The 17,350-nt window shown below is 65.4% G+C and carries 13 protein-coding genes, 1 tRNA gene and 2 pseudogenes; 10 read left to right on the forward strand and 6 right to left on the reverse strand.

Going from position 1 to position 17,350, the window contains the following annotated elements; genetic code table 11:
- The 4 genes and pseudogenes from HII36_RS20875 to HII36_RS20890 all read left to right on the forward strand — a co-directional run.
- Positions 1–1,145: pseudogene (locus HII36_RS20875) on the forward strand (hypothetical protein); the annotation flags it as partial.
- Positions 1,135–3,695 (forward strand): annotated as a pseudogene (gene pepN / locus HII36_RS20880) (aminopeptidase N). The pseudogenes HII36_RS20875 and pepN, both read left to right, overlap by 11 nt.
- A gap of 225 nt (positions 3,696–3,920) precedes the next feature.
- Positions 3,921–5,597, forward strand: a complete 1,677-nt coding sequence (locus HII36_RS20885) for an AfsR/SARP family transcriptional regulator (protein ID WP_173524915.1) — start codon at positions 3,921–3,923, stop codon at positions 5,595–5,597.
- A 300-nt stretch (positions 5,598–5,897) separates the two neighbouring features.
- Positions 5,898–6,500: a hypothetical protein gene (locus tag HII36_RS20890; RefSeq protein ID WP_173524916.1), complete on the forward strand. Its 603-nt coding sequence runs from the start codon at positions 5,898–5,900 to the stop codon at positions 6,498–6,500.
- A gap of 92 nt (positions 6,501–6,592) precedes the next feature.
- Here the strand turns inward: HII36_RS20890 and HII36_RS20895 are convergent, their stop codons facing one another.
- Together HII36_RS20895 and HII36_RS20900 are read right to left on the reverse strand one after the other, a co-directional pair.
- Positions 6,593–6,907: a hypothetical protein gene (locus HII36_RS20895; RefSeq protein ID WP_173524917.1), complete on the reverse strand. Its 315-nt coding sequence runs from the start codon at positions 6,905–6,907 to the stop codon at positions 6,593–6,595.
- A 171-nt stretch (positions 6,908–7,078) separates the two neighbouring features.
- Positions 7,079–7,525: a hypothetical protein gene (locus HII36_RS20900; RefSeq protein ID WP_173524918.1), complete on the reverse strand. Its 447-nt coding sequence runs from the start codon at positions 7,523–7,525 to the stop codon at positions 7,079–7,081.
- Between the two features lie 1,747 nt (positions 7,526–9,272).
- Here HII36_RS20900 and HII36_RS20905 point away from each other — a divergent pair.
- Genes HII36_RS20905 through HII36_RS20915 form a run of 3 tightly spaced genes read left to right on the forward strand, consistent with a single transcriptional unit; the run spans position 9,273 to position 10,380 of the window.
- Positions 9,273–9,512, forward strand: coding sequence for a hypothetical protein (locus tag HII36_RS20905; RefSeq protein ID WP_173524919.1), 240 nt, complete (start codon positions 9,273–9,275; stop codon positions 9,510–9,512).
- The gene (locus tag HII36_RS20910) at positions 9,509–9,841 is read left to right on the forward strand and encodes a hypothetical protein (RefSeq protein ID WP_173524920.1); all 333 of its coding nucleotides are present in this window, start codon (positions 9,509–9,511) and stop codon (positions 9,839–9,841) included. The genes HII36_RS20905 and HII36_RS20910 overlap by 4 nt, the downstream gene beginning before the upstream one ends.
- Positions 9,769–10,380, forward strand: coding sequence for a site-specific integrase (locus tag HII36_RS20915; RefSeq protein ID WP_173524921.1), 612 nt, complete (start codon positions 9,769–9,771; stop codon positions 10,378–10,380). The genes HII36_RS20910 and HII36_RS20915 overlap by 73 nt, the downstream gene beginning before the upstream one ends.
- Positions 10,381–10,414: 34 nt before the next feature.
- On the opposite strand, the gene HII36_RS20920 is transcribed toward HII36_RS20915, so the two are convergent.
- Positions 10,415–10,517, reverse strand: a tRNA-OTHER gene (locus tag HII36_RS20920).
- Positions 10,518–10,832: 315 nt separating this feature from the next.
- Here HII36_RS20920 and HII36_RS20925 point away from each other — a divergent pair.
- A complete protein-coding gene (locus tag HII36_RS20925; RefSeq protein ID WP_173524922.1) occupies positions 10,833–13,064 on the forward strand; it encodes a hypothetical protein in 2,232 nt (743 codons plus the stop codon).
- A gap of 222 nt (positions 13,065–13,286) precedes the next feature.
- Here the strand turns inward: HII36_RS20925 and HII36_RS20930 are convergent, their stop codons facing one another.
- Positions 13,287–14,516: a tetratricopeptide repeat protein gene (locus HII36_RS20930; protein ID WP_173524923.1), complete on the reverse strand. Its 1,230-nt coding sequence runs from the start codon at positions 14,514–14,516 to the stop codon at positions 13,287–13,289.
- 101 nt (positions 14,517–14,617) lie between these two features.
- Here HII36_RS20930 and HII36_RS20935 point away from each other — a divergent pair, with 101 nt between their 5' ends.
- On the forward strand, positions 14,618–14,953 hold the full coding sequence (locus tag HII36_RS20935) for a hypothetical protein (RefSeq protein WP_173524924.1): 336 nt from the start codon (positions 14,618–14,620) through the stop codon (positions 14,951–14,953).
- 243 nt (positions 14,954–15,196) lie between these two features.
- Here HII36_RS20935 and HII36_RS20940 read toward each other — a convergent pair whose 3' ends face one another.
- Both HII36_RS20940 and HII36_RS20945 read right to left on the reverse strand, forming a co-directional pair.
- Positions 15,197–15,760, reverse strand: a complete 564-nt coding sequence (locus HII36_RS20940) for a GNAT family N-acetyltransferase (RefSeq protein WP_173524925.1) — start codon at positions 15,758–15,760, stop codon at positions 15,197–15,199.
- The gene (locus HII36_RS20945; RefSeq protein ID WP_173524926.1) at positions 15,753–16,565 is read right to left on the reverse strand and encodes a GntR family transcriptional regulator; all 813 of its coding nucleotides are present in this window, start codon (positions 16,563–16,565) and stop codon (positions 15,753–15,755) included. Before HII36_RS20945 ends, HII36_RS20940 begins: the two co-directional genes overlap by 8 nt.
- A 388-nt stretch (positions 16,566–16,953) precedes the next feature.
- Between HII36_RS20945 and HII36_RS20950 the strand changes: the two genes are divergently transcribed.
- Positions 16,954–17,259, forward strand: coding sequence for a WhiB family transcriptional regulator (locus HII36_RS20950; RefSeq protein ID WP_173524927.1), 306 nt, complete (start codon positions 16,954–16,956; stop codon positions 17,257–17,259).
- The last annotated feature ends 91 nt before the right edge of the window (positions 17,260–17,350 follow it).

Raw genomic sequence — 17,350 nt, forward strand, 5'->3', positions numbered from 1 at the left:
CCTCCCACCTCGACCCGCGCGCCTCCCGTTGGGACCCGCACCGGCGGGCCGCAGAAGCCGGAGAAGCCGGAGAAGCAGGGAAGGCCGCGCGCCCGAATGCGGTAGTCCTGCTGATCACCAGGACGGCCGACACCGAGATGGCCGCCGTCGCCAACCTGCTGCGCCGGGTGGGCGTCCCGGTCCTCCGCCTGGACTCCGACGCCCCAGACCCCCCAGACCTGCTCATCGACCCCGCCGAACGCCTGATCCGCCTCGGCGAGGTCCATGCCAGACCGGTCGTCACCTGGGTGCGCCACTTCTCAACCAGGTCGCTGCCCGACTCGGGCGTGTCACCGCCCAGCTCGGGCAAGCCGCCACCCAGCCCAGGCGAGTCACCGCCCAGCCCAGGCGAGCCGCCCCCCAGCCCAGGCGGATACACGCAGTGGCGGCGCGAGTCATGGGCGGCGCTCGTCCGGCAGCTCACCACCGTGTCAGCCACGCTCATCCCGTCCAGCGGCCCCGGCCTGCTGGAACAGCTCGCGACCGCAACCCGGCTGGGCATCGCAGTCCCACGCACAATCATCACCACGAACTGGGCGGCAGCGGCCGCGTTGCCCGACCCCAAGGTCGTGCTGAAGTCACTGGGCGGCCACTTCGTGGAGGCCGAACCCGGCAGGCTCACCGGCGTCTTCGCCGAGGTCCACGAACTGTCCGCACTCGACCACCCCACGAGCCGCTTCGGCGCCCCCGTCGTCGTGCAGTCCTACGTCGAGCACGACAGCGAACTACGCGTCTACCTGCTCGGCGACAAGCTGGTCACCTACGAGGTGACCAAGCACTCGCCGTCCGACCCCTGGCGCCGCCCCGACCGCATACGCGCCCGCCTCGTCAGCACCCCCGAGCCGGTACGCGCCGCCACGCAGGCGCTGGCCGCCACGTGGAACCTGCGTTACGCCGCCTTCGACTTCCTGATCACCCCCGACGGGCCCGTCTTCCTCGAAGCCAACCTGGACGGCGACTGGCGCTGGCTGGAGCGCGGCACGTCCACGTCGGAGGTCACGCTCGGGGCCGCGCGGCTGGTGCGCGACCTGTACACGAAGGAGGCGCCGGTCGCCGCCGGCCTCCTGACGTTCCTCGCCGGAGGAGGCAGTCACCATGGCCGATAACCTCACCAGGACGGAGGCCGCCGAGCGCGCCCGGCTGGTCCGGGTCGCCGCGTACGCGGTCGAACTCGACCTGACCGGCGGCGCCGAGCGGTTCCGCAGCACCACCACGGTGCATTTCACCGGCCTCAAGCCCGGCGCCCCCACGTTCATCGACCTGCACGACGCCCACGTCCACCGGGCCACCCTCAACGGCGCCGACCTGGACGTCTCCACCTACGACGCCGCCAAGGGCCGGTTCCCGCTCCCTCCCCCCGCCGTCCACAACGAGCTGGTGATCGAGGCCGACTGCGCCTACTCGCGGACCGGTGAGGGCCTGCACCGCTTCGTCGACCCGCTGGACGGCGCCGTCTACCTGCACAGCCACTTCGAGACCGCCGAGGCCCACCGGGTCTACGCCTGCTTCGACCAGCCCGATCTCAAGGCGACCTTCCAGCTCACCGTGCACGCGCCAGGCGGCTGGACCTGCGTCTCCAACTCCATGGGCGGCAGAACCGGCAATACCTGGCGTTTCCCGCCCACGCCGGTGATGTCCACCTACATCACCGCCCTGGTCGCCGGCCCCTACCACAAGGTGACCGACGAGCACGACGGCATCCCGCTCGGCGTCTACTGCCGCGCCTCCCTGGCCGAACACCTCGACGCCGACAACATCCTCGAGGTCACCCGCCAGGGCTTCGACTTCTTCCACCGCGTCTTCGGCGTGCGCTACCCCTTCGGCAAGTACGACCAGCTGTTCGTACCGGAGTTCAACGCCGGCGCGATGGAGAACGCCGGCTGCGTCACCTTCCTGGAGGACTACGTCTTCCGCTCCCGCGTCACCGACGCCGTGGTCGAGCGCCGCGCCGAGACCATCCTGCACGAGATGGCCCACATGTGGTTCGGCGACCTGGTCACCATGCGCTGGTGGGACGACCTGTGGCTGAACGAGTCGTTCGCCACCTACATGGCCGTGCTCTCCCAAGCCGAGGCCACCCGCTGGGGCAAGGGCGCCTGGACCACCTTCGCCAACGTGGAAAAAGCCTGGGCCTACCGCCAGGACCAGCTGCCCTCCACCCACCCCATCGCCGCCGACATCCCGGACATGCAGGCGGTCGAGGTCAACTTCGACGGCATCACCTACGCCAAGGGCGCCTCGGTGCTCAAGCAGCTGGTGGCCTACGTCGGCCTGGACAACTTCCTGGCCGGGGTGCGTGACTACTTCGCCGAGCACGCCTGGGGCAACACCGAGCTGAAGGACCTGCTCGGCGCGCTGGAGCGCACCTCCGGCCGCGACCTGTCGTCGTGGTCGAAGGAGTGGCTGGAGACCTCCTGGGTCAACACGCTGCGCCCGTCCTTCACCCTCACCGACGGCCGGTTCGACACCTTCGAGGTGGTGCAGGAAGCCCCCGCCGACTACCCCACCCTGCGCTCACACCGCGTCGCCATCGGCCTGTACACCCTGACCGGCGGGCAACTGGTACGCACCAAGCGGGTGGAACTGGACGTCGTCGGCGCCCGCACCCCGGTCGCGGACCTGGCAGGCGAGCAGCAGCCGGACCTGGTGCTGATCAACGACGACGACCTGACCTACGCCAAGATCCGCCTGGACGAGCGCTCCCTGCGCACCCTGGTCGACGGCGGCATCGCCGCGTTCACCGAGTCGCTGCCGCGCGCGCTGTGCTGGTCGGCCGCCTGGGACATGACCCGCGACGGCGAGCTGAGCGCGCACGACTACGTCCGGCTGGTCGCCTCCGCCGCGCACACGATCGGCGGCGACCTGGCCGTCCTGGAGAGCGTGCTCAACCAGGCCAGGGTGAGCGCGGTGCAGTACACCGACCCCGCCACCCGGCCGCGGGCGCTCGCCCTGCTCGCCGACGCGCTGCGGTCCATGATCGAGGCCGCCGCGCCCGGATCCGACCAGCAGCTCGCCTACCTGACCTCGCTCGCCGCGGTCTCACGGCGGCCCGGCGACCTGGCCTTCCTCCGTGACATCCGCGACGGCGCGGCGGTGCCCGAGGGGCTGAGCGTCGACGCCGACCTGCGCTGGACGCTCGTCCACGCCCTCGTCTCCGGCGGCGTGCTGACCGAGCCGACATCGACGCCGAGCTGGAGCGCGACCCCTCGGCGAGCGGTGAGCGCGCGGCGGCCCAGTGCCGCGCGGCGATCCCCACCCCCGAGGGCAAGGCCGCCGCGTGGAAGGCGATCACCAGTGGGACGCTCACCGGCGCGATGCTCCGCAGCACCGTCATGGGATTTCAGGACGCGCATAATCCGGAACTGCTCCGCCCTTATCGGGAGCCGTACTTCGACGAAGTCGGCCGTATTTACCGTGCGTGGCCGTCCGACGCCGCACGCACATTCGCGCTGGGCGGCTTTCCGTTATTGCTCATCGAACGGGAAACGGTCGACCTGGCCGGGAACCGGCTGGCGGCGGCCGGATATCCGCCGGCCCTGAACCGTCTGGTGAGCGAGGGGATGGCCAATCTAATGCGCGCTCTGCGCAACCGCGCCTACACAACGCTACTGGTCGAAGGCGGGTCGACCGACCCGGACAGGCCCCCAACAAGATAGTTGACAAGCCAAGGATGGTGGTCAATTATCCTCGCAGGGGGCAGCTCCAAGGTAACCATCACGGGGGCCGATGTGCCTGGAAAAGGGCAGACACACTTATCCTCCCCCGATTCTCCGCACCGCCCGAAAAGCGGCACCGAATTCAGCATTCTCGGCCCGGTGAGCGTCCGGTCCGGCGGACTGAATTCGAATATCGGACCGCATAAACAACGGCTACTGCTGGCCATGTTGCTGTGCCGGGCGAACACCGCGGTACCGACCGCGAAGCTGGCCACCGACCTCTGGGACGAGTCACCACCCGCCCACGCGCGCAAGAACATCCAGACCTACGTCTCCCTGCTCAGGAAGATCGTCGGCGACCGGGTACGCAACGTCGGCTACGGCTACATGATCAACGTGGCCGCGGAGGAGCTCGACTGGCTCAGGTTCCAGGGCCTGGCCGCGGCCGGACGCAGGAGCGCGCGGGCCGGCGACCAGGCCGCCGCCGCCCGGCTGCTGCGCGAGGCGATCCTGTTGCGCAAGGCCACCCCGCTCGCCGACCTGCTCGACTCGCCGTCGGCGATCAGGGAGTCCGAGCAGCTCGAACTGCGTTTCCTGACCGTGTACGAGGACTGGGCCGAGCTCGCCGTCGCACTCGCCCAGTACGACGAGGTCCTCACGAGCAGCGAGGAGATCGTCGCCACGTACCCGCACCGCGACCGCGTCTGCGCCGCCAGGATGCTCGCGCTGGCCCGCATCGGCCGCGTACAGGAGGCCCTGAGCCTGTACGAGGAACGCCGCCAGCAGCTCGCCCGCGACCTCGGCCTCGACCCCAGCCCGATGCTGCGCAGACGCTACGCCGAACTCCTCGACCAGGACACCAGCCCCGCGCAGCAGCCGCGCCCGCCCAACCGGCTGCCCAGCGCCCCGGTCCGCATCCCGCCACGCGTCATCGACTTCGCCGGCCGGACCCACGAGATCCAGGCGCTGACCGGACTGCTCCACGAGGACGGCCCGCCTGGCGGCGCGGCGCTGGTCGCCGGGCCCATCGGCGTCGGCAAGACCACGCTCGCCGTCCACGTCGCACACCTGATGCACGCGCAGTTCCCCGACGGCGTGGTCGTCGTCACCCTGCACGACGCCAACTCCGCCCCGCTGCCGACCGGCCGCGTGCTGCGCAACCTGCTGCACATCATCGGCCTGGATCTGGGCACGGAGGTCGAATACGCCGACGCCGTCGCGATCTGGCGCTCCTGGCTGGCCGAGCACCGGATGCTCATCATCCTCGACGACGCGCCGAACGAGGCGTCCGTCCGAGCACTGCTGCCCAGTTTCGGCGGCAGCCGGGTGATCATCACCAGCCGGATGAAGCTGAGCGCGCTCGACTCCGTCCTGCGGCTGGACCTGCAGCCCTTCACCGTCCAGGAGGGCCTCGACCTGCTCAGCCGCATCACCGGCATGGACCGCGTACTCAGCGACCGCTCCGGCGCCGAGCGGCTGCTGCACGCCTGCGACCTGCTGCCGCTGGCCATCAGAGCGGCCGGCGCCCGGCTCCTGACGCTGCCCTACCTGTCGTGCGGCGGCCTGGCCACGCGATTGGAACGTACCTCGCCGTCACAGGCCGACGAACTCGACGTGGGCGACATCTCGGTCAAGGACATCTTCGCCCAGGGACTCCTGCGACTCCCACCCGCCCTGCTGACAGCCACCCGCGCACTGGCCTCACTACCCACCCACACGTTCACACTGGACGAGCTCACCCTGCTGGTGGACGACCCCGACCGGGTACTCGAGACGCTCATGGAGGCACACGTCATCACCTGCCCACCCGGCGACGTGTCCGCCCACTCCGTACTGTTCTCACTCTCCCCCATGACCCACAAGTACGCCGCGGAGCCCGTCGGGGACCCACGCCCCAGCTAACCAAAAACAGCCACCCGCTCCGCGCAGAACCCACCAGCAACAACAGCCGCCCACCCGATCCCAATTCACTCCTCATAAGCGACCCAGAGCAGCCCATCCTCGTCCTCCTTGACGCCACCGCACACCTCCTGACCAGCTTGCGACCGCTGATGGTGGTACGTCCGGGTGCGAAAGCGCGCACACAGCGGAAGGCGCAAGCTCAGCGCCGTCCAGTTCCACCAGCGATTGGGCATGAAGTCCGACAGCCGCCGCGACCCGATCCGCAGAGTCCGCACGTTCAGCGCGTGGTAGAAATCGCCCGTGAGTGATCCAATCCCGCCGGCTACATATCCGCGTAGGCGGGCGCTCCCCGTCCTGCTCCTCATCCTGGGCCTGACCATCGTCTTCACCGCCGCCGTGGTCATGACCCTGGTGCTGGTCTTCCAGCCTGCCGACACCCCCACGCCCGCGACCGCACCCACCAAGCAGACGACCACACCCCCAGCCCAGCCAATCGACTTCGACAACGACCACTACGAGCCCGAGGACCGCCTCCCGGCCGGCACCGCCGTCCCGCTCAGCATCAACCAGAAGACCCGCGACCAACTCGCCGCCATCGCCGTGAACGAGGCCACCGACGGTTCAGGCGCCCCGAACAAGGCCGGCAAGGTGACCAACAGCGGCGTCATCTACCTGGGCATGATCTACGGCCAGACCCCGGACGAGGACGAGTTCCACGTCGTGGCCCTGCTCGACGCCCAGTACTACTGGACGACCCGCGGCAAGAAACCGTGGAAGTACCAGGGCGTGTTCGACGCCCGACTCTGCGGCCCACCCGTACCGGGCAAGCTCATCCAGGCATGGGGCGCCCAGAGCCTGTTCGGCCCAACAGCCCCACCGGGAACCGACCCCTGCGCCAGATAACCCACACCCGCGCGATCAGCCCCATTCACGCGTCATGCCACAACCCCAGGCTCTCGCGCCTCATCATCAACCACGGCACAGGTGGTACAGCGCTACTTCTCCCGCAATCTCTCGATTTCAGCGGCCAGCACGACCATGTCACGCACATGGGCGTAGTACTTGATCGCATACTCGTCGTCGATCGCCGGAAGAACCTCCTCGAACACCGTCGCCAGCCGCATCAGACCAGCGCGGCGCCGTTCGCTGAGCGAGCCCTCAAGGACGCCCGCAGCGATGCCATAGGCGTCCGCGCCGAGCAGCACCATGTCCTGATCCTCGACGTCGATACCACGGAAGCCGGACGGGAACGGCATGGCCATATGCTCGGCCATCATCCGCGAGAGCGCATTGAGCGCCTCTTTCACCATGCCGGAACAAGGAATGGCTGTTGGAACCGTGTGGGAGCTACCAGAACTTGAACCCGGGTCTTCTTCCTCATCAGCACGAGCATCAATCGCATAGCTCGGCTCCCGTCTCATTCGGGACCGCGATCTGCACTCGCGGAAGACCAGCATTGTCCGCAGTCATTGCCGTCGGTGCTAACTCTGCGGTGGCTTCCAAATAAGAATGGCCCATTTGGCGCCCTTGGGCGCCTCGACCTGGATGCTACGGACAGCCGCCTTGTCGGGGATCGTGCTGAAGCGCACACCCCCAGGCCTGGCAGAGCATTGATGGGGAAGCTGAGATTTTCCTATGCGGACGATCATCGTCCCGCTTGCTTCGACGCAGTCCACATCGAGGCGAAACGACGTTCCCATCTTGAGCCTCGTGGTCCAGCGGTAGGTCTGCCCCTCATCATCGACATGATGAAGCAGCACCTTGCCTTTGGCGCGTTTCGAAAGATCCACGAGCGCGCGCGTGACAGGGGACGGACCGACCAAGCCACGTGGCGGCGAATCTCCACCCTGCCCCTGCTGACTTGGAATCGAAACCGCGCAACCGGCCAGGAGCGAGACAACGCCAATGGCCGCAACATATTTGCGCATATCACCCCCAGTTGATCAAGCCGCGACAAGGCCACGGCAGCCATACGATCCGCACCAGCCACGTTCGTCGAATCTTTCCGTCTGCCTCGTCTCCCGGAGAGCAGGCGAACAAAGTCCCTGGTCTGCTTGAGTCTGCCCGAACGCGGCAGGCGGAATGATCGGAATCACCAAAGCCATTCACGACGTGCGACTGTTCCGACTCTATGGAAGGGCGTACGAGAGCGGCACTTCTGGAAGCGACAACATACGATCCAACCGTCCTACAAGAGGCCCACGGTGTCGTCCTGCGCGTTCGGGATGTACTCGGCCGAACGCGTGAGGCTTCAGCCGTTTGGTCGCTGGGCTCAGCCCGCCACAGCCATCTGGCCGGCCAACCCGGCAAGCAGATTCGCGCCTACGACCATGACAATACGGAACCAGGCCATCATCCCGCCTCCCGTGAGGTTCCTGCCATCCATAGGGGCGACGATCTCGGAGGAAACACGTGCGCAAACGACGGCGGACACCAGTAGCGCGAAGATGACTGACAGACCGCACCTGCCAGGCTCACCCAGCAGCCTTGCCTCATGCTAGTGATCAGACGCCCGGCTCAAGACCGTAGTCACGCAGTTAGTCACTCAGAAGATTAAAAAGCCAGTACCGTGTTGCACGATTAGCGCTGATGCCACTAACCGAAAGTATGCAGCTTCATTCAGGCCGTTGCCGTCAGCATCACCGGTAAGTTCTCCTCGTCTACATGGTCCTTACGGACGGCTTCCGCTAGGACGCGGAGGACCTCGGACGACTCTGGCCGGCCAGAGGTCAGGCACGTCGCGGCCCTTCACTGGAAACGCGGCGACTGCCCGCTCGGGACAAGCCGTCAGAAACAGATGCTGTTGCCGCCCCTAAAAACCGTCAAAGGCCCGTCCGAGAGATCCGAACGGGCCTTCTAACTGGGTGGGGCTACCAGGACTTGAACCTGGGGCCTCTTCCTTATCAGCACGATCATTACCCGCACGATCCAGCCCTCACGACGAACAACGTCAGCGGGACTGATCGTGAACATGCGGGCCCGTTCGGGGCCGTTGCCGTCACTGACTTGAGAGATGCCGTCGCTCACCTGCCTTGCAGTGGTAGCACAGCTCAACCTCGCCATCATGGTTGTACCACTCATGATCACCACAGTCGCGGCGTCCCTTATCAGCAATGCCGAGGTTGATGAGGAACCACGGTAAGCGTCTGCGGAGACCGGTTCTCCAGCGGTATCGGCCTCCATGTCGAAGCATGAGATCCACCCCTCTCCTGGTCCAAGGGTAGAGAAGCCCGAGATGCCAGACGAAGGGATATTGCCCTCTACACCTTCCCCCGCGATCAGCCCGGAGCTGAGTCCCCGCCGGAGGTATGTCCTGACCTCTTCCGGCTTCGGTGCCTACTTCGGGTGACTACTGGCGTATGTGATCGGCTTGGCCCACTGTGATCCCTCAGCCCGCGCGGCTCCCCGCGCGAGACCGGCCCCGGGCCGCGCGGGCGTGCGGCGGCGCAGCCGCCGCCTTGATACTCACAATGGCAATTCGGCAGAGACTCGCGTCGTCAGCTAGAGGGCGGAAGATCCGCAAGAACCTGGTGAAAGCCGGACGGCAGAGAGGCGAAGTCGAGAGGAATCGGGCTGGCGGTGGGCCAGCGGTCTAAGACCGGCTTCGTAGAACGGCATAGGGCAAGATAGGTGAGTACGAGCTTGCCTTGTTCCACGCGGCTACAGCCGTCGACCATGGCCAAATACCGCTCCCTGCTGCAGAGCCACCTGCTTCACCGGTTCGGTAAACGTCGAATGCAGGTGAAGGAGTGGCCCACCGAGGAGTTCGACGGCTGGGAGATGGACATGATCCGGATCGGCTACAAGCGGTCGACCGCGGGCGGCGCCCGGAATCTGCTGGTGAACATCATCAACGCCGCGATCCCGAGGTACATGGCCTCAACCCCGCCGAACGGCGGACCGGCACGGGCATGAAGGGTATGCGCCGGCTGGAGGCGGCCGCCCAGGGCGCGAAGGTCTGGCCGAGTCCCCTGCAGGCGCTGCTGGTGGCCGAGCGGTGCGCGCTCCTGGCACAGCACGACGACGTGTTCCTGCAGATGATCACGAAGTCTTGGACTGGATCGCGCTGGTCCGAACTCCTCGCGCTGCAGCCGAACAAGTTGCTACGCAAGCAGCAACTGCTCGACATCAACCAGGAGGTCTACGAACTCAAGGGCTCGGCACGAGCATCATGCGGCCGGCGGCTGACGGCGCCTACCCGGCTCGGACCGGGAAGTTCGCCCGGCCGGCACTGCCGGTACTGACCGACGCCGCGGTGTACGGGCCGAAGCCGACGCGCGGCCGCCGTCAGGCACTTGAACGCAAGCAGCACTGGCCCGGGCGGCCGACGCTGTGGAAGTGGCCGCGGGCGGTCGTCGGCGAGGAGTTCGTGCCGCCGGTGGGGCGCGGGATCCCGGACTGGGAGAGCTGGCCGGAGAAGGAGCGACCGCACCTGGTGACCTGGCTGCCGTTGCTGCCCGGGCTGACGCCGCACGGGATGCGGCATGCGCACCAGACGTGGATGGACGACGGCGGGATCAAGAAGGCCCTGAAGGTCGAGCGGATGGGGCCTGAGGACTCGACGATGCAGGGCCGGTACGGGCACCCGACCCCGGCCATGCGCGCCAAGCTCGTCGAACTGCTGCAGGCGCTGTGGGAGAACGCGGTGGCCGAGAGGTTCAAGATCTACCCATACAGCGCGATCCCGCTGCTGGACGCCGAACTCGCGAAATGGTGGGAGGGGAAGGCGACCAAGGTCGTCTCCCAGATTTCTCCCATGATGCGAAAAGGAGCCGCGTCCTAGATCAGGATGCAGCTCTTTTGGCTGGTCATTCGAGTGGGGCTACCAGGACTTGAACCTGGGACCTCTTCCTTATCAGGGAACTCGAACACTGGTTCGTCTCGCGAGCAGGAGGTTGCCGCCTGCGACGATGAGCCGCCAACGTTCGCTGACGTCCACCTTGGTCTACGGCCGTTGTCACGCAGAACGTCACTCATCTGAGACGCGACCTCCTTCATCAGCACGACCACAACGCTCACTCCGGCGTCCTGCCGATGCCATGCAACCCCCATGGGCGAAACGATCTTGACTGAGCGAAACGACCGAACCGGCCCGGCGGACCATGTCGCTAGAGGTATGCCTACATACATTTGTCCGAAAGACATCGAGTACCTGTTTGGCGTGTGCGAGCCTATTGCTGTCCCCTGGCGCAAGTTACGGTCATCCCAAACATCGAATTAAGTCGCGAGGCGCCCATGTCCGAACCGAACACCTCAGCTCATTGGCTCTCGCGCGACACACGTCTGAGGAAGTCACTGGAGAAGCTCGTACTAACGGAGCTTGTCTCAGACGAAATTCAGTCAGCATCAAAAGATCTCGCCATTAACCAACAACGACTAAAAATAATCTCCTTGAGCATGCTTCTAGACCTTCCCATCAACGAGGTCCCAGGCTATCGCGCCTACAAAAGAGCACTTAATCAGTTCAACATCACAGTGCAAGAATTCATCGACCGAGCCCCACAAGATATGCATACGGGTCGACTGCATCGAGTCGCTATATGGGCCAGTGCGACAGGATTCCTCATGCTTATACTCGGAGGACTTCTCAGCATTTGGCTCACCTTCTTCAGTTCCGTACGCGATCTGGGGCTCATGGCATTACTCTTGGCCGGTCTAGCAATGGGCGCCAAGCACGCGCTCTCCCATGAGCGCGGCGTAAGTACCCTTCTAAAAATATACGATCACGATGCTGCTGCAGACTTGAGGAAGACACGCGCGACTCTCGTTAACGGAGTACACACGAGTGGGCTTATTATCCGGCTGCTACGACTTGCCATAAACGAGGCCCGCGAGGACCGCCTTACACAACAGTTCGCCGTTACGTCAAGCCCAGGCCTGAGCGACCTACATGGAACCACATACTATGTGTCTACGTCAGCCTATGATCGGGTTGACGAACTCGTTGAGATGCTACAAGGCGGAAGCATCGGAATCGCAGGACAGCGCGGCGCAGGAAAATCTGCCCTAATACGTGCCTATTGCCGAGCGGAGAATCTTAATTACCAAAGCGACGTGTGCTGCCTCGTGTCTGCACCGGTCGATTACGTGGCTCGCGAGTTTGTTCTCTATCTATTTGCAGTCTTGTGTCGGGCAGTTCATTCGCGCTTCCGTCAGCCAAGACGTAGCTGGAGGCAACGACAGACTGCTTGGAAACGTCAAGTTTCATGGAATAAACGCCTGCTATGGCTAGTTGCTGACACGATCTACGGCCTTAGCGTCTTTACGTTCAAGCTGCTCTGGACGGTGGCGCTGCTGCTGATTGGTTTCTACGCCAACTTGACCCCATTTCTGTCATTCGCAGCCATCATACTCGGACTCTCCGTCGTGATCTGGACCACATATCGCGACGTGCGCAACATCATGGTGCGCGAAATATCCTTCCGTACCGAGCGACGGCTTCGCTCACGCGCTAAGCGAAACTTGAAGCGCATTCGCTATCTCCAGACACGCACATCTGGATGGAGCGGAGGACTCAAGCTCGGTATAGGGCTAGAGGTGCAAGCATCGCACGGCTACGCAAATGCGGAGCAGCCGTACACGTACCCGGAACTTGTCCGAGAGTTTCGCGCCTTCACAGAGACAGTAGGCCGTCATCTTCGCCGTACTGATGACCAGCTTTTCATCGGTGTCGACGAGTTAGATAAGATAGGCTCCGGCGAGCAGGTTGAGAGATTTCTCAACGAAATAAAGAGCGTCTTTGGAATACCCAACGTATACTTCTTCGTATCGGTGTCGGACGATGCTCTTATGGCCTTCGAGCGTCGAGGCTTTCCACTGAGAGACGTTTTCGATAGCGCCTTTGATGAGATCGTCCGAGTCGCACCGCTTACGTACGCCGAGTCTCGTCGACTTCTATACGAACGCGTTATAGGACTAACCGAGCCGTACGTAGCCCTGTGTCACGTACTATCTGGCGGCCTGGCACGCGATCTAATTCGGATGGCTCGACAAGTTATTCGAATCGGGAGTGAGAGGTCGTCGCTAGCTGAAATTTCCGAACGAATCGCCAGGGATGAAATTTATGGCAAAACAGTAGCGGCGCTTACGAATCCTGCCGCTAAGGATGCGACCGTTCTGCTACGACAGCTTCATTGCCTGGCTCACGACATCAGAACTGCCATGCCGATAGAAAACCTGCTTGATGAACTAAATTCCAGCTCTGAGGACGAAACAGAAACGACACGGGCTCTTCGGAGGGAACTAGCGACGTACGTCTATTTCTGTTTAACGGTAAGCGATGTTTTCGACCAGAAGCTCGCCAATCATAACGTTGCGAAGGCTACAGATGATGAAGCCTATCCTGCAACTTTCAACTACATGGCCTCGGCACGCCTGGCGTTTGGAGTAAATCCCGAACTCGCCGCCCGACTGATCGATGATTTTCGATACAGCTGGGGACTACACGTTCCGGGTTACCTAGCCTAAACGTCTGCCCCAGCTTGGGATTGATCGGCCAAGAGGCGGAATCGCAGGAGCACCATGCGTAAGTGCTGGAACACCAGTGGGCACCGGTGCCGCCAGGGGCCAGTGGTCCAGCAGTATGCGGGGACAGCACCGGCGTCTCTGTCCTCGATCTGTCCCCTTGACTCCGTGGATACCCCCACTTCGAAAGGAGGTGAGGGACAGCGGGGACAGCGGGGACGTTGGCTACGCTTTCGAGCCTGTCAGGGATTCCTTGATCGCCCGAGCACCGGGAGCGCCTGCTGAGGCGAGGTCATGAGCGGTGCGTTGGAGTTCGGTTACGGCGTAGGCGTTGAGATCGATGGCGTCCGGCGCGGCATTGAGAGCCGCGGCGACGGCCGCTTCGGCCTCGCCCCTAAGGGCTTGGGCGCGGGCGAGGCAGGCTCCGTACCAGGCTCTGTCGCGGCGGTAGTGGTCGGGCAGGGTGGATAGGCCGCGTTCGAGGTACTCGGCGGCGCGGCGGCCGTCGCCGAGCTCCAGTTCGGCCATGCCGCGTTGCATGAGGAACCAGCCCTCGTCGTAGAAGTACATCCAGGGTGGTTCGTCCTCGGGGTGCTCGGCGGCGCGGCGGATGAGGTCTTCGGCTTCGGCGAGGCGGGTGCGGGCCTGGTTGGCTTCGCCGAGTTGGGCGTGGCCTCGGCCGGCCATTTGGGCGGCCATGCCCTGGACGCCGGGGGTGGTGCGGCCGTCGTGCCAGCGGGAGGCTTCGGCCAGGCGGACGCAGCGCTGTCCGTCGCCGAGGCTCCAGGCCTGGTGGGCGCGCATGTTCAGGGTGGTGGAGGCGAGGCAGGCGTCTCCGGCTTCCAGGGCCCAGGCGTGGGAGCGGTCGTACCAGGCCAGGGCGGCGGCGGGCTGGCGGGAGTCGTGGCACATCCAGGCGAGGAACTGGGCGTATTGGGCCAGGGCGGCGACGGCGCGGTCGGCGAGTGGGCCTCTGGCGCCTCGGGCGAGGTCGGCCACGGTGGTGAGCTGGGCGTGGATCAAGGGTAGGAGGGGGCGGCTGCCGATGGTGTCCTCGACGCGGCGGTGTTCGGCCAGGCAGTGTTCCAGCCATTGGACGGTGGCCAGGTCGACGCGGGACGGGTGCTCGATGGCGCGGGTGATGCGCTCATACAGGTCTGCGTCTGGGGCTAGGGAGGGCAGGGCGAGGCTGGGGATCGGCTTGGTGACGGTGCCGAAGAGCTGGTCCTGGGTCAGGCCGAAGGCCTTGCAGTAGAGCTGGGTGTAGAAGTCGTCCGGCCGGTGTGCGCCGGTCTCGTGGCCTCGGATGCGGCGGACGACATTCGGTAGTTCGGGGAGGGGCTTGTCGGAGACGCGGGCGAGTTCTCGGGCCAGGTCGCGCTGGGACCAGCCTTGGGCCGTGCGGGCGGCGAGTAGGCGCGCGGCCCAGGCCGGGGCGGCTGCGGTGTCGCTCATCCGGTGCACCTCCGGGGACGGGCGGACACGGGGGCGGACATGGGGCTTCGCCTCTCAGTGTCCTCTTCTGACGTGATACCGCGCATGGCTCTGATGGAGACGTGCATCTGGACACCGAGGGTTTCTACTCGTGGACGGCTTCTGACGACGACGACGGCCGGGGCGCGTGCGGCATAACCAGTGATCCTGGGCGGGCTGCGGTGCTCCTGCTGCGGGCATTGAAATCGTTGACGCCCGGTGCCAGCGGCTCGGTCCAGATCGTGCGGCTCGATCGTCAGGCATCGCATCCCTCCTACATCTACGGCGCGACCTTGTTGCGGCTGTGCAGGCTTGCGGACGGTGTTGCCGGCGCAAGGGCCATGGGCTCGTGCGCCCGGCCTGCCGAGGCGGTGGGGAGCGGAAAGCGGCGTCGCTCCGTGCGCGGGACCTGGAGGTGAGACGCGATGTACGAGTGGGAACCGCACATCCCTCGTACCTCCCGGATTCGCGTGACCCAGACCTCTTGCTGTGGCGAGTACGAGTGGTGCTCTGAGGCGGGGCAGTTCTTCGTCCTGCGCCGCACTGAGAACGGGTATGAGGAGACCGGCCGGGGACGGGAGGCCCTTGCCCGGGTCGTGTGGGTGGCGCTCGTCTCCGAGCACCGCCACCAGCGCCGGAAGTGGTGAGTCGCCTCGCTCGCGTTAGGCATCGGCCTGGGTGCCCGCCTCGGTGATGTTGTCCACCTTGGTCGGTACGGCTTCCCGCTGGAAGCAGGCCCCCGAATCGCGTCCGTCCACCACGACGGTGCGGACGTGCTCGAAGCCCAGCTCCCGGTAGTAGCGCTGGAGTCCTTCGTTGGTGCGCCAGACGTCCAGGCGCAGCCAGGGGAAGCCGTGCCGGGCGGCCTGGTTCACCGACCAGTTCACGATGTCCGCACCCAGACCCTCGCCTGCCCGATGCCGAGCCACCAGGAGCTTGTACAGGTAGAGGGCCGGGCCGTCGGTGTCCGGGTGCCAGAAGTCCAGGTCCGGCCGGGTGTTCAGGGTCACCGTGGCGATCACCTCACCGCCGTCCTCGAACACCCAGGTCTCGCGGTTGGCGATGTTGCGCCGGATCTTCTCCCGGCCGACCTCGTCCCACTTGGCCGTCCACTGCTGGATGCCACGCTCGGCCAGCCAGCGTTCGGACTCGGCCCGCAGCTCGATGACGCGATCGGTGTCGCTCTCGACGGCGAGCCTGGCCACCAGGACGGGACGCTCAGGCATCGTGGTTTCCCACGTGGTAGATGTACTTGGACCCGTTGCCCGGCCTGATCTGGTGCAGTACGAGGATCGGCTTTCCCGAGGTGGTCATGGTCGTCCGCACCACTTCGAGTACGGCCATGACGCCGGTCAGCTTCAGCCGGTCCGTCTCCTGCCGTGAGGCGATGCGTGGGGTCAGCTCGTCGACGTGGTCCCGCATCGGACACCCGAGTTCGGCCAGGACCTGCGCGGTGTTGACGCTGTCCGGCTCCATGATCCCGGTGTCCTTGACCACGTTGTACGCGTAGTAGGAGTCGGCCAGCGACTCGGGTTCGTTGGCGGGCTGGTCCGGGCCGGGGCCGATGTAGCGAACGCGGCTGCGGACGACGACTCGTTCGCTCTCCGGGATGCCAAGCCGTTCGGCGACCGGTGTTCCAGCGACCAGGTGGCTGCCGGGCAGGATGCTCACGCTGATCGTCTGACGGTGGGAGTAGCCGGCGGCTTCGACGTCCGCCGTCCAGCCGTCCACCTGGACGTTCTCCAGGCGCTGCGGGTCCTGCCACTTCGTCATGTGCCAGGTCATGCACAGCGACTCGCGGACGTAGAAGCCCTTTTTCGGTACCGCCACGACCAGGCCCTCACCGATGAGCGCCTGGTAGGCGTGTCGCACGCTCAGGGAAGAGACCTGCTCTTGCTCCATGAGCTCTGACGTGCTGGGAAGCCGTTCTCCTTCGGCGTATTCGCCGCTCAGGATGGCCTGTCGTAGGTCGTCGGCGATCCTCGCCGACACGTCCCCGCGGAGCGCGTCGCGCCGCCTCTGGCTGGGCATGTTGCGGCCCCTCTCATGTGCCTTGTTCAAACAAGTATGCCAGCGTCGTTGACGATGATTGTTCATCTTGTTTAAATAAGACGCACCAGGGGATGATCCAGCACAGCTGACCAGCCCAAACAACGAAGAAGCCGGGATGCGGTCCCTAGTCGCCAAACCAGTCCCGCACCCCGGCGCCCCTTCTAGAGAGGTGTCCTCATCATGACCCACGGGTCCAAGACCACGCAGGCCGTCCCTGACGACCTCGCCGAGCCCGTCCAGTGGTTCTGCCTCATGTGCGACGGCGTGGAGGAGTCCGCGCGGACGTCGAACCGCCGTCGCCGCCGATCTGTCCTGTCTGCATCCGGCTCGCCCTCGTCCAGGCGCTCAGCGCGCTGGGGGTGAAGCTGTGAACGACCACGACGACCAGTACGACCTGCTGGACGACCTCATCAACGCCGAACCGGCCTGCGACTCCACCATGGCCGTGCTCTTCACCGGCCCGGACGTCGAGACCGACGAGGAGCGGTGGGCGCGTGAGGCGACCGCCAAGGCCATCTGCCAGACCCGATGCCCGGCCCGCGCCGCATGCCTGTCCTACGCCCTCGCCTTCGACCCGGAGGCGGGCGTCTGGGCCGGATACACCGCAGAGGAACTGCGGGAAGTCCGTCCGTTCCTCTCCCTCCCGCACTACCGCTCGAACGAGGTGGCGTGAATGGCCAGCCGCTTCCAGTGCTGCGAGTGCGGCAAGCGATCACGCAGCCCGCTGGGATGCCGGTGCGGCGGTGGCCGTCCCGTCCAGCGGT

This window comes from Nonomuraea antri, from assembly GCF_013283785.1.
Lineage (GTDB): Bacteria > Actinomycetota > Actinomycetes > Streptosporangiales > Streptosporangiaceae > Nonomuraea > Nonomuraea antri.

Excerpts from the sequence above, each read along its gene's own strand:
- HII36_RS20885 (WP_173524915.1), top strand. The coding sequence starts at position 3,921 with ATGTTGCTGTGCCGGGCGAACACCGCGGTACCGACCGCGAAGCTGGCC.
- HII36_RS20895 (WP_173524917.1), bottom strand. The coding sequence starts at position 6,907 with ATGGTGAAAGAGGCGCTCAATGCGCTCTCGCGGATGATGGCCGAGCAT.
- HII36_RS20900 (WP_173524918.1), bottom strand. The coding sequence starts at position 7,525 with ATGCGCAAATATGTTGCGGCCATTGGCGTTGTCTCGCTCCTGGCCGGT.
- HII36_RS20905 (WP_173524919.1), top strand. The coding sequence starts at position 9,273 with ATGGCCAAATACCGCTCCCTGCTGCAGAGCCACCTGCTTCACCGGTTC.
- HII36_RS20910 (WP_173524920.1), top strand. The coding sequence starts at position 9,509 with ATGAAGGGTATGCGCCGGCTGGAGGCGGCCGCCCAGGGCGCGAAGGTC.
- HII36_RS20915 (WP_173524921.1), top strand. The coding sequence starts at position 9,769 with ATGCGGCCGGCGGCTGACGGCGCCTACCCGGCTCGGACCGGGAAGTTC.
- HII36_RS20925 (WP_173524922.1), top strand. The coding sequence starts at position 10,833 with ATGTCCGAACCGAACACCTCAGCTCATTGGCTCTCGCGCGACACACGT.
- HII36_RS20930 (WP_173524923.1), bottom strand. The coding sequence starts at position 14,516 with ATGAGCGACACCGCAGCCGCCCCGGCCTGGGCCGCGCGCCTACTCGCC.
- HII36_RS20940 (WP_173524925.1), bottom strand. The coding sequence starts at position 15,760 with ATGCCTGAGCGTCCCGTCCTGGTGGCCAGGCTCGCCGTCGAGAGCGAC.
- HII36_RS20945 (WP_173524926.1), bottom strand. The coding sequence starts at position 16,565 with ATGCCCAGCCAGAGGCGGCGCGACGCGCTCCGCGGGGACGTGTCGGCG.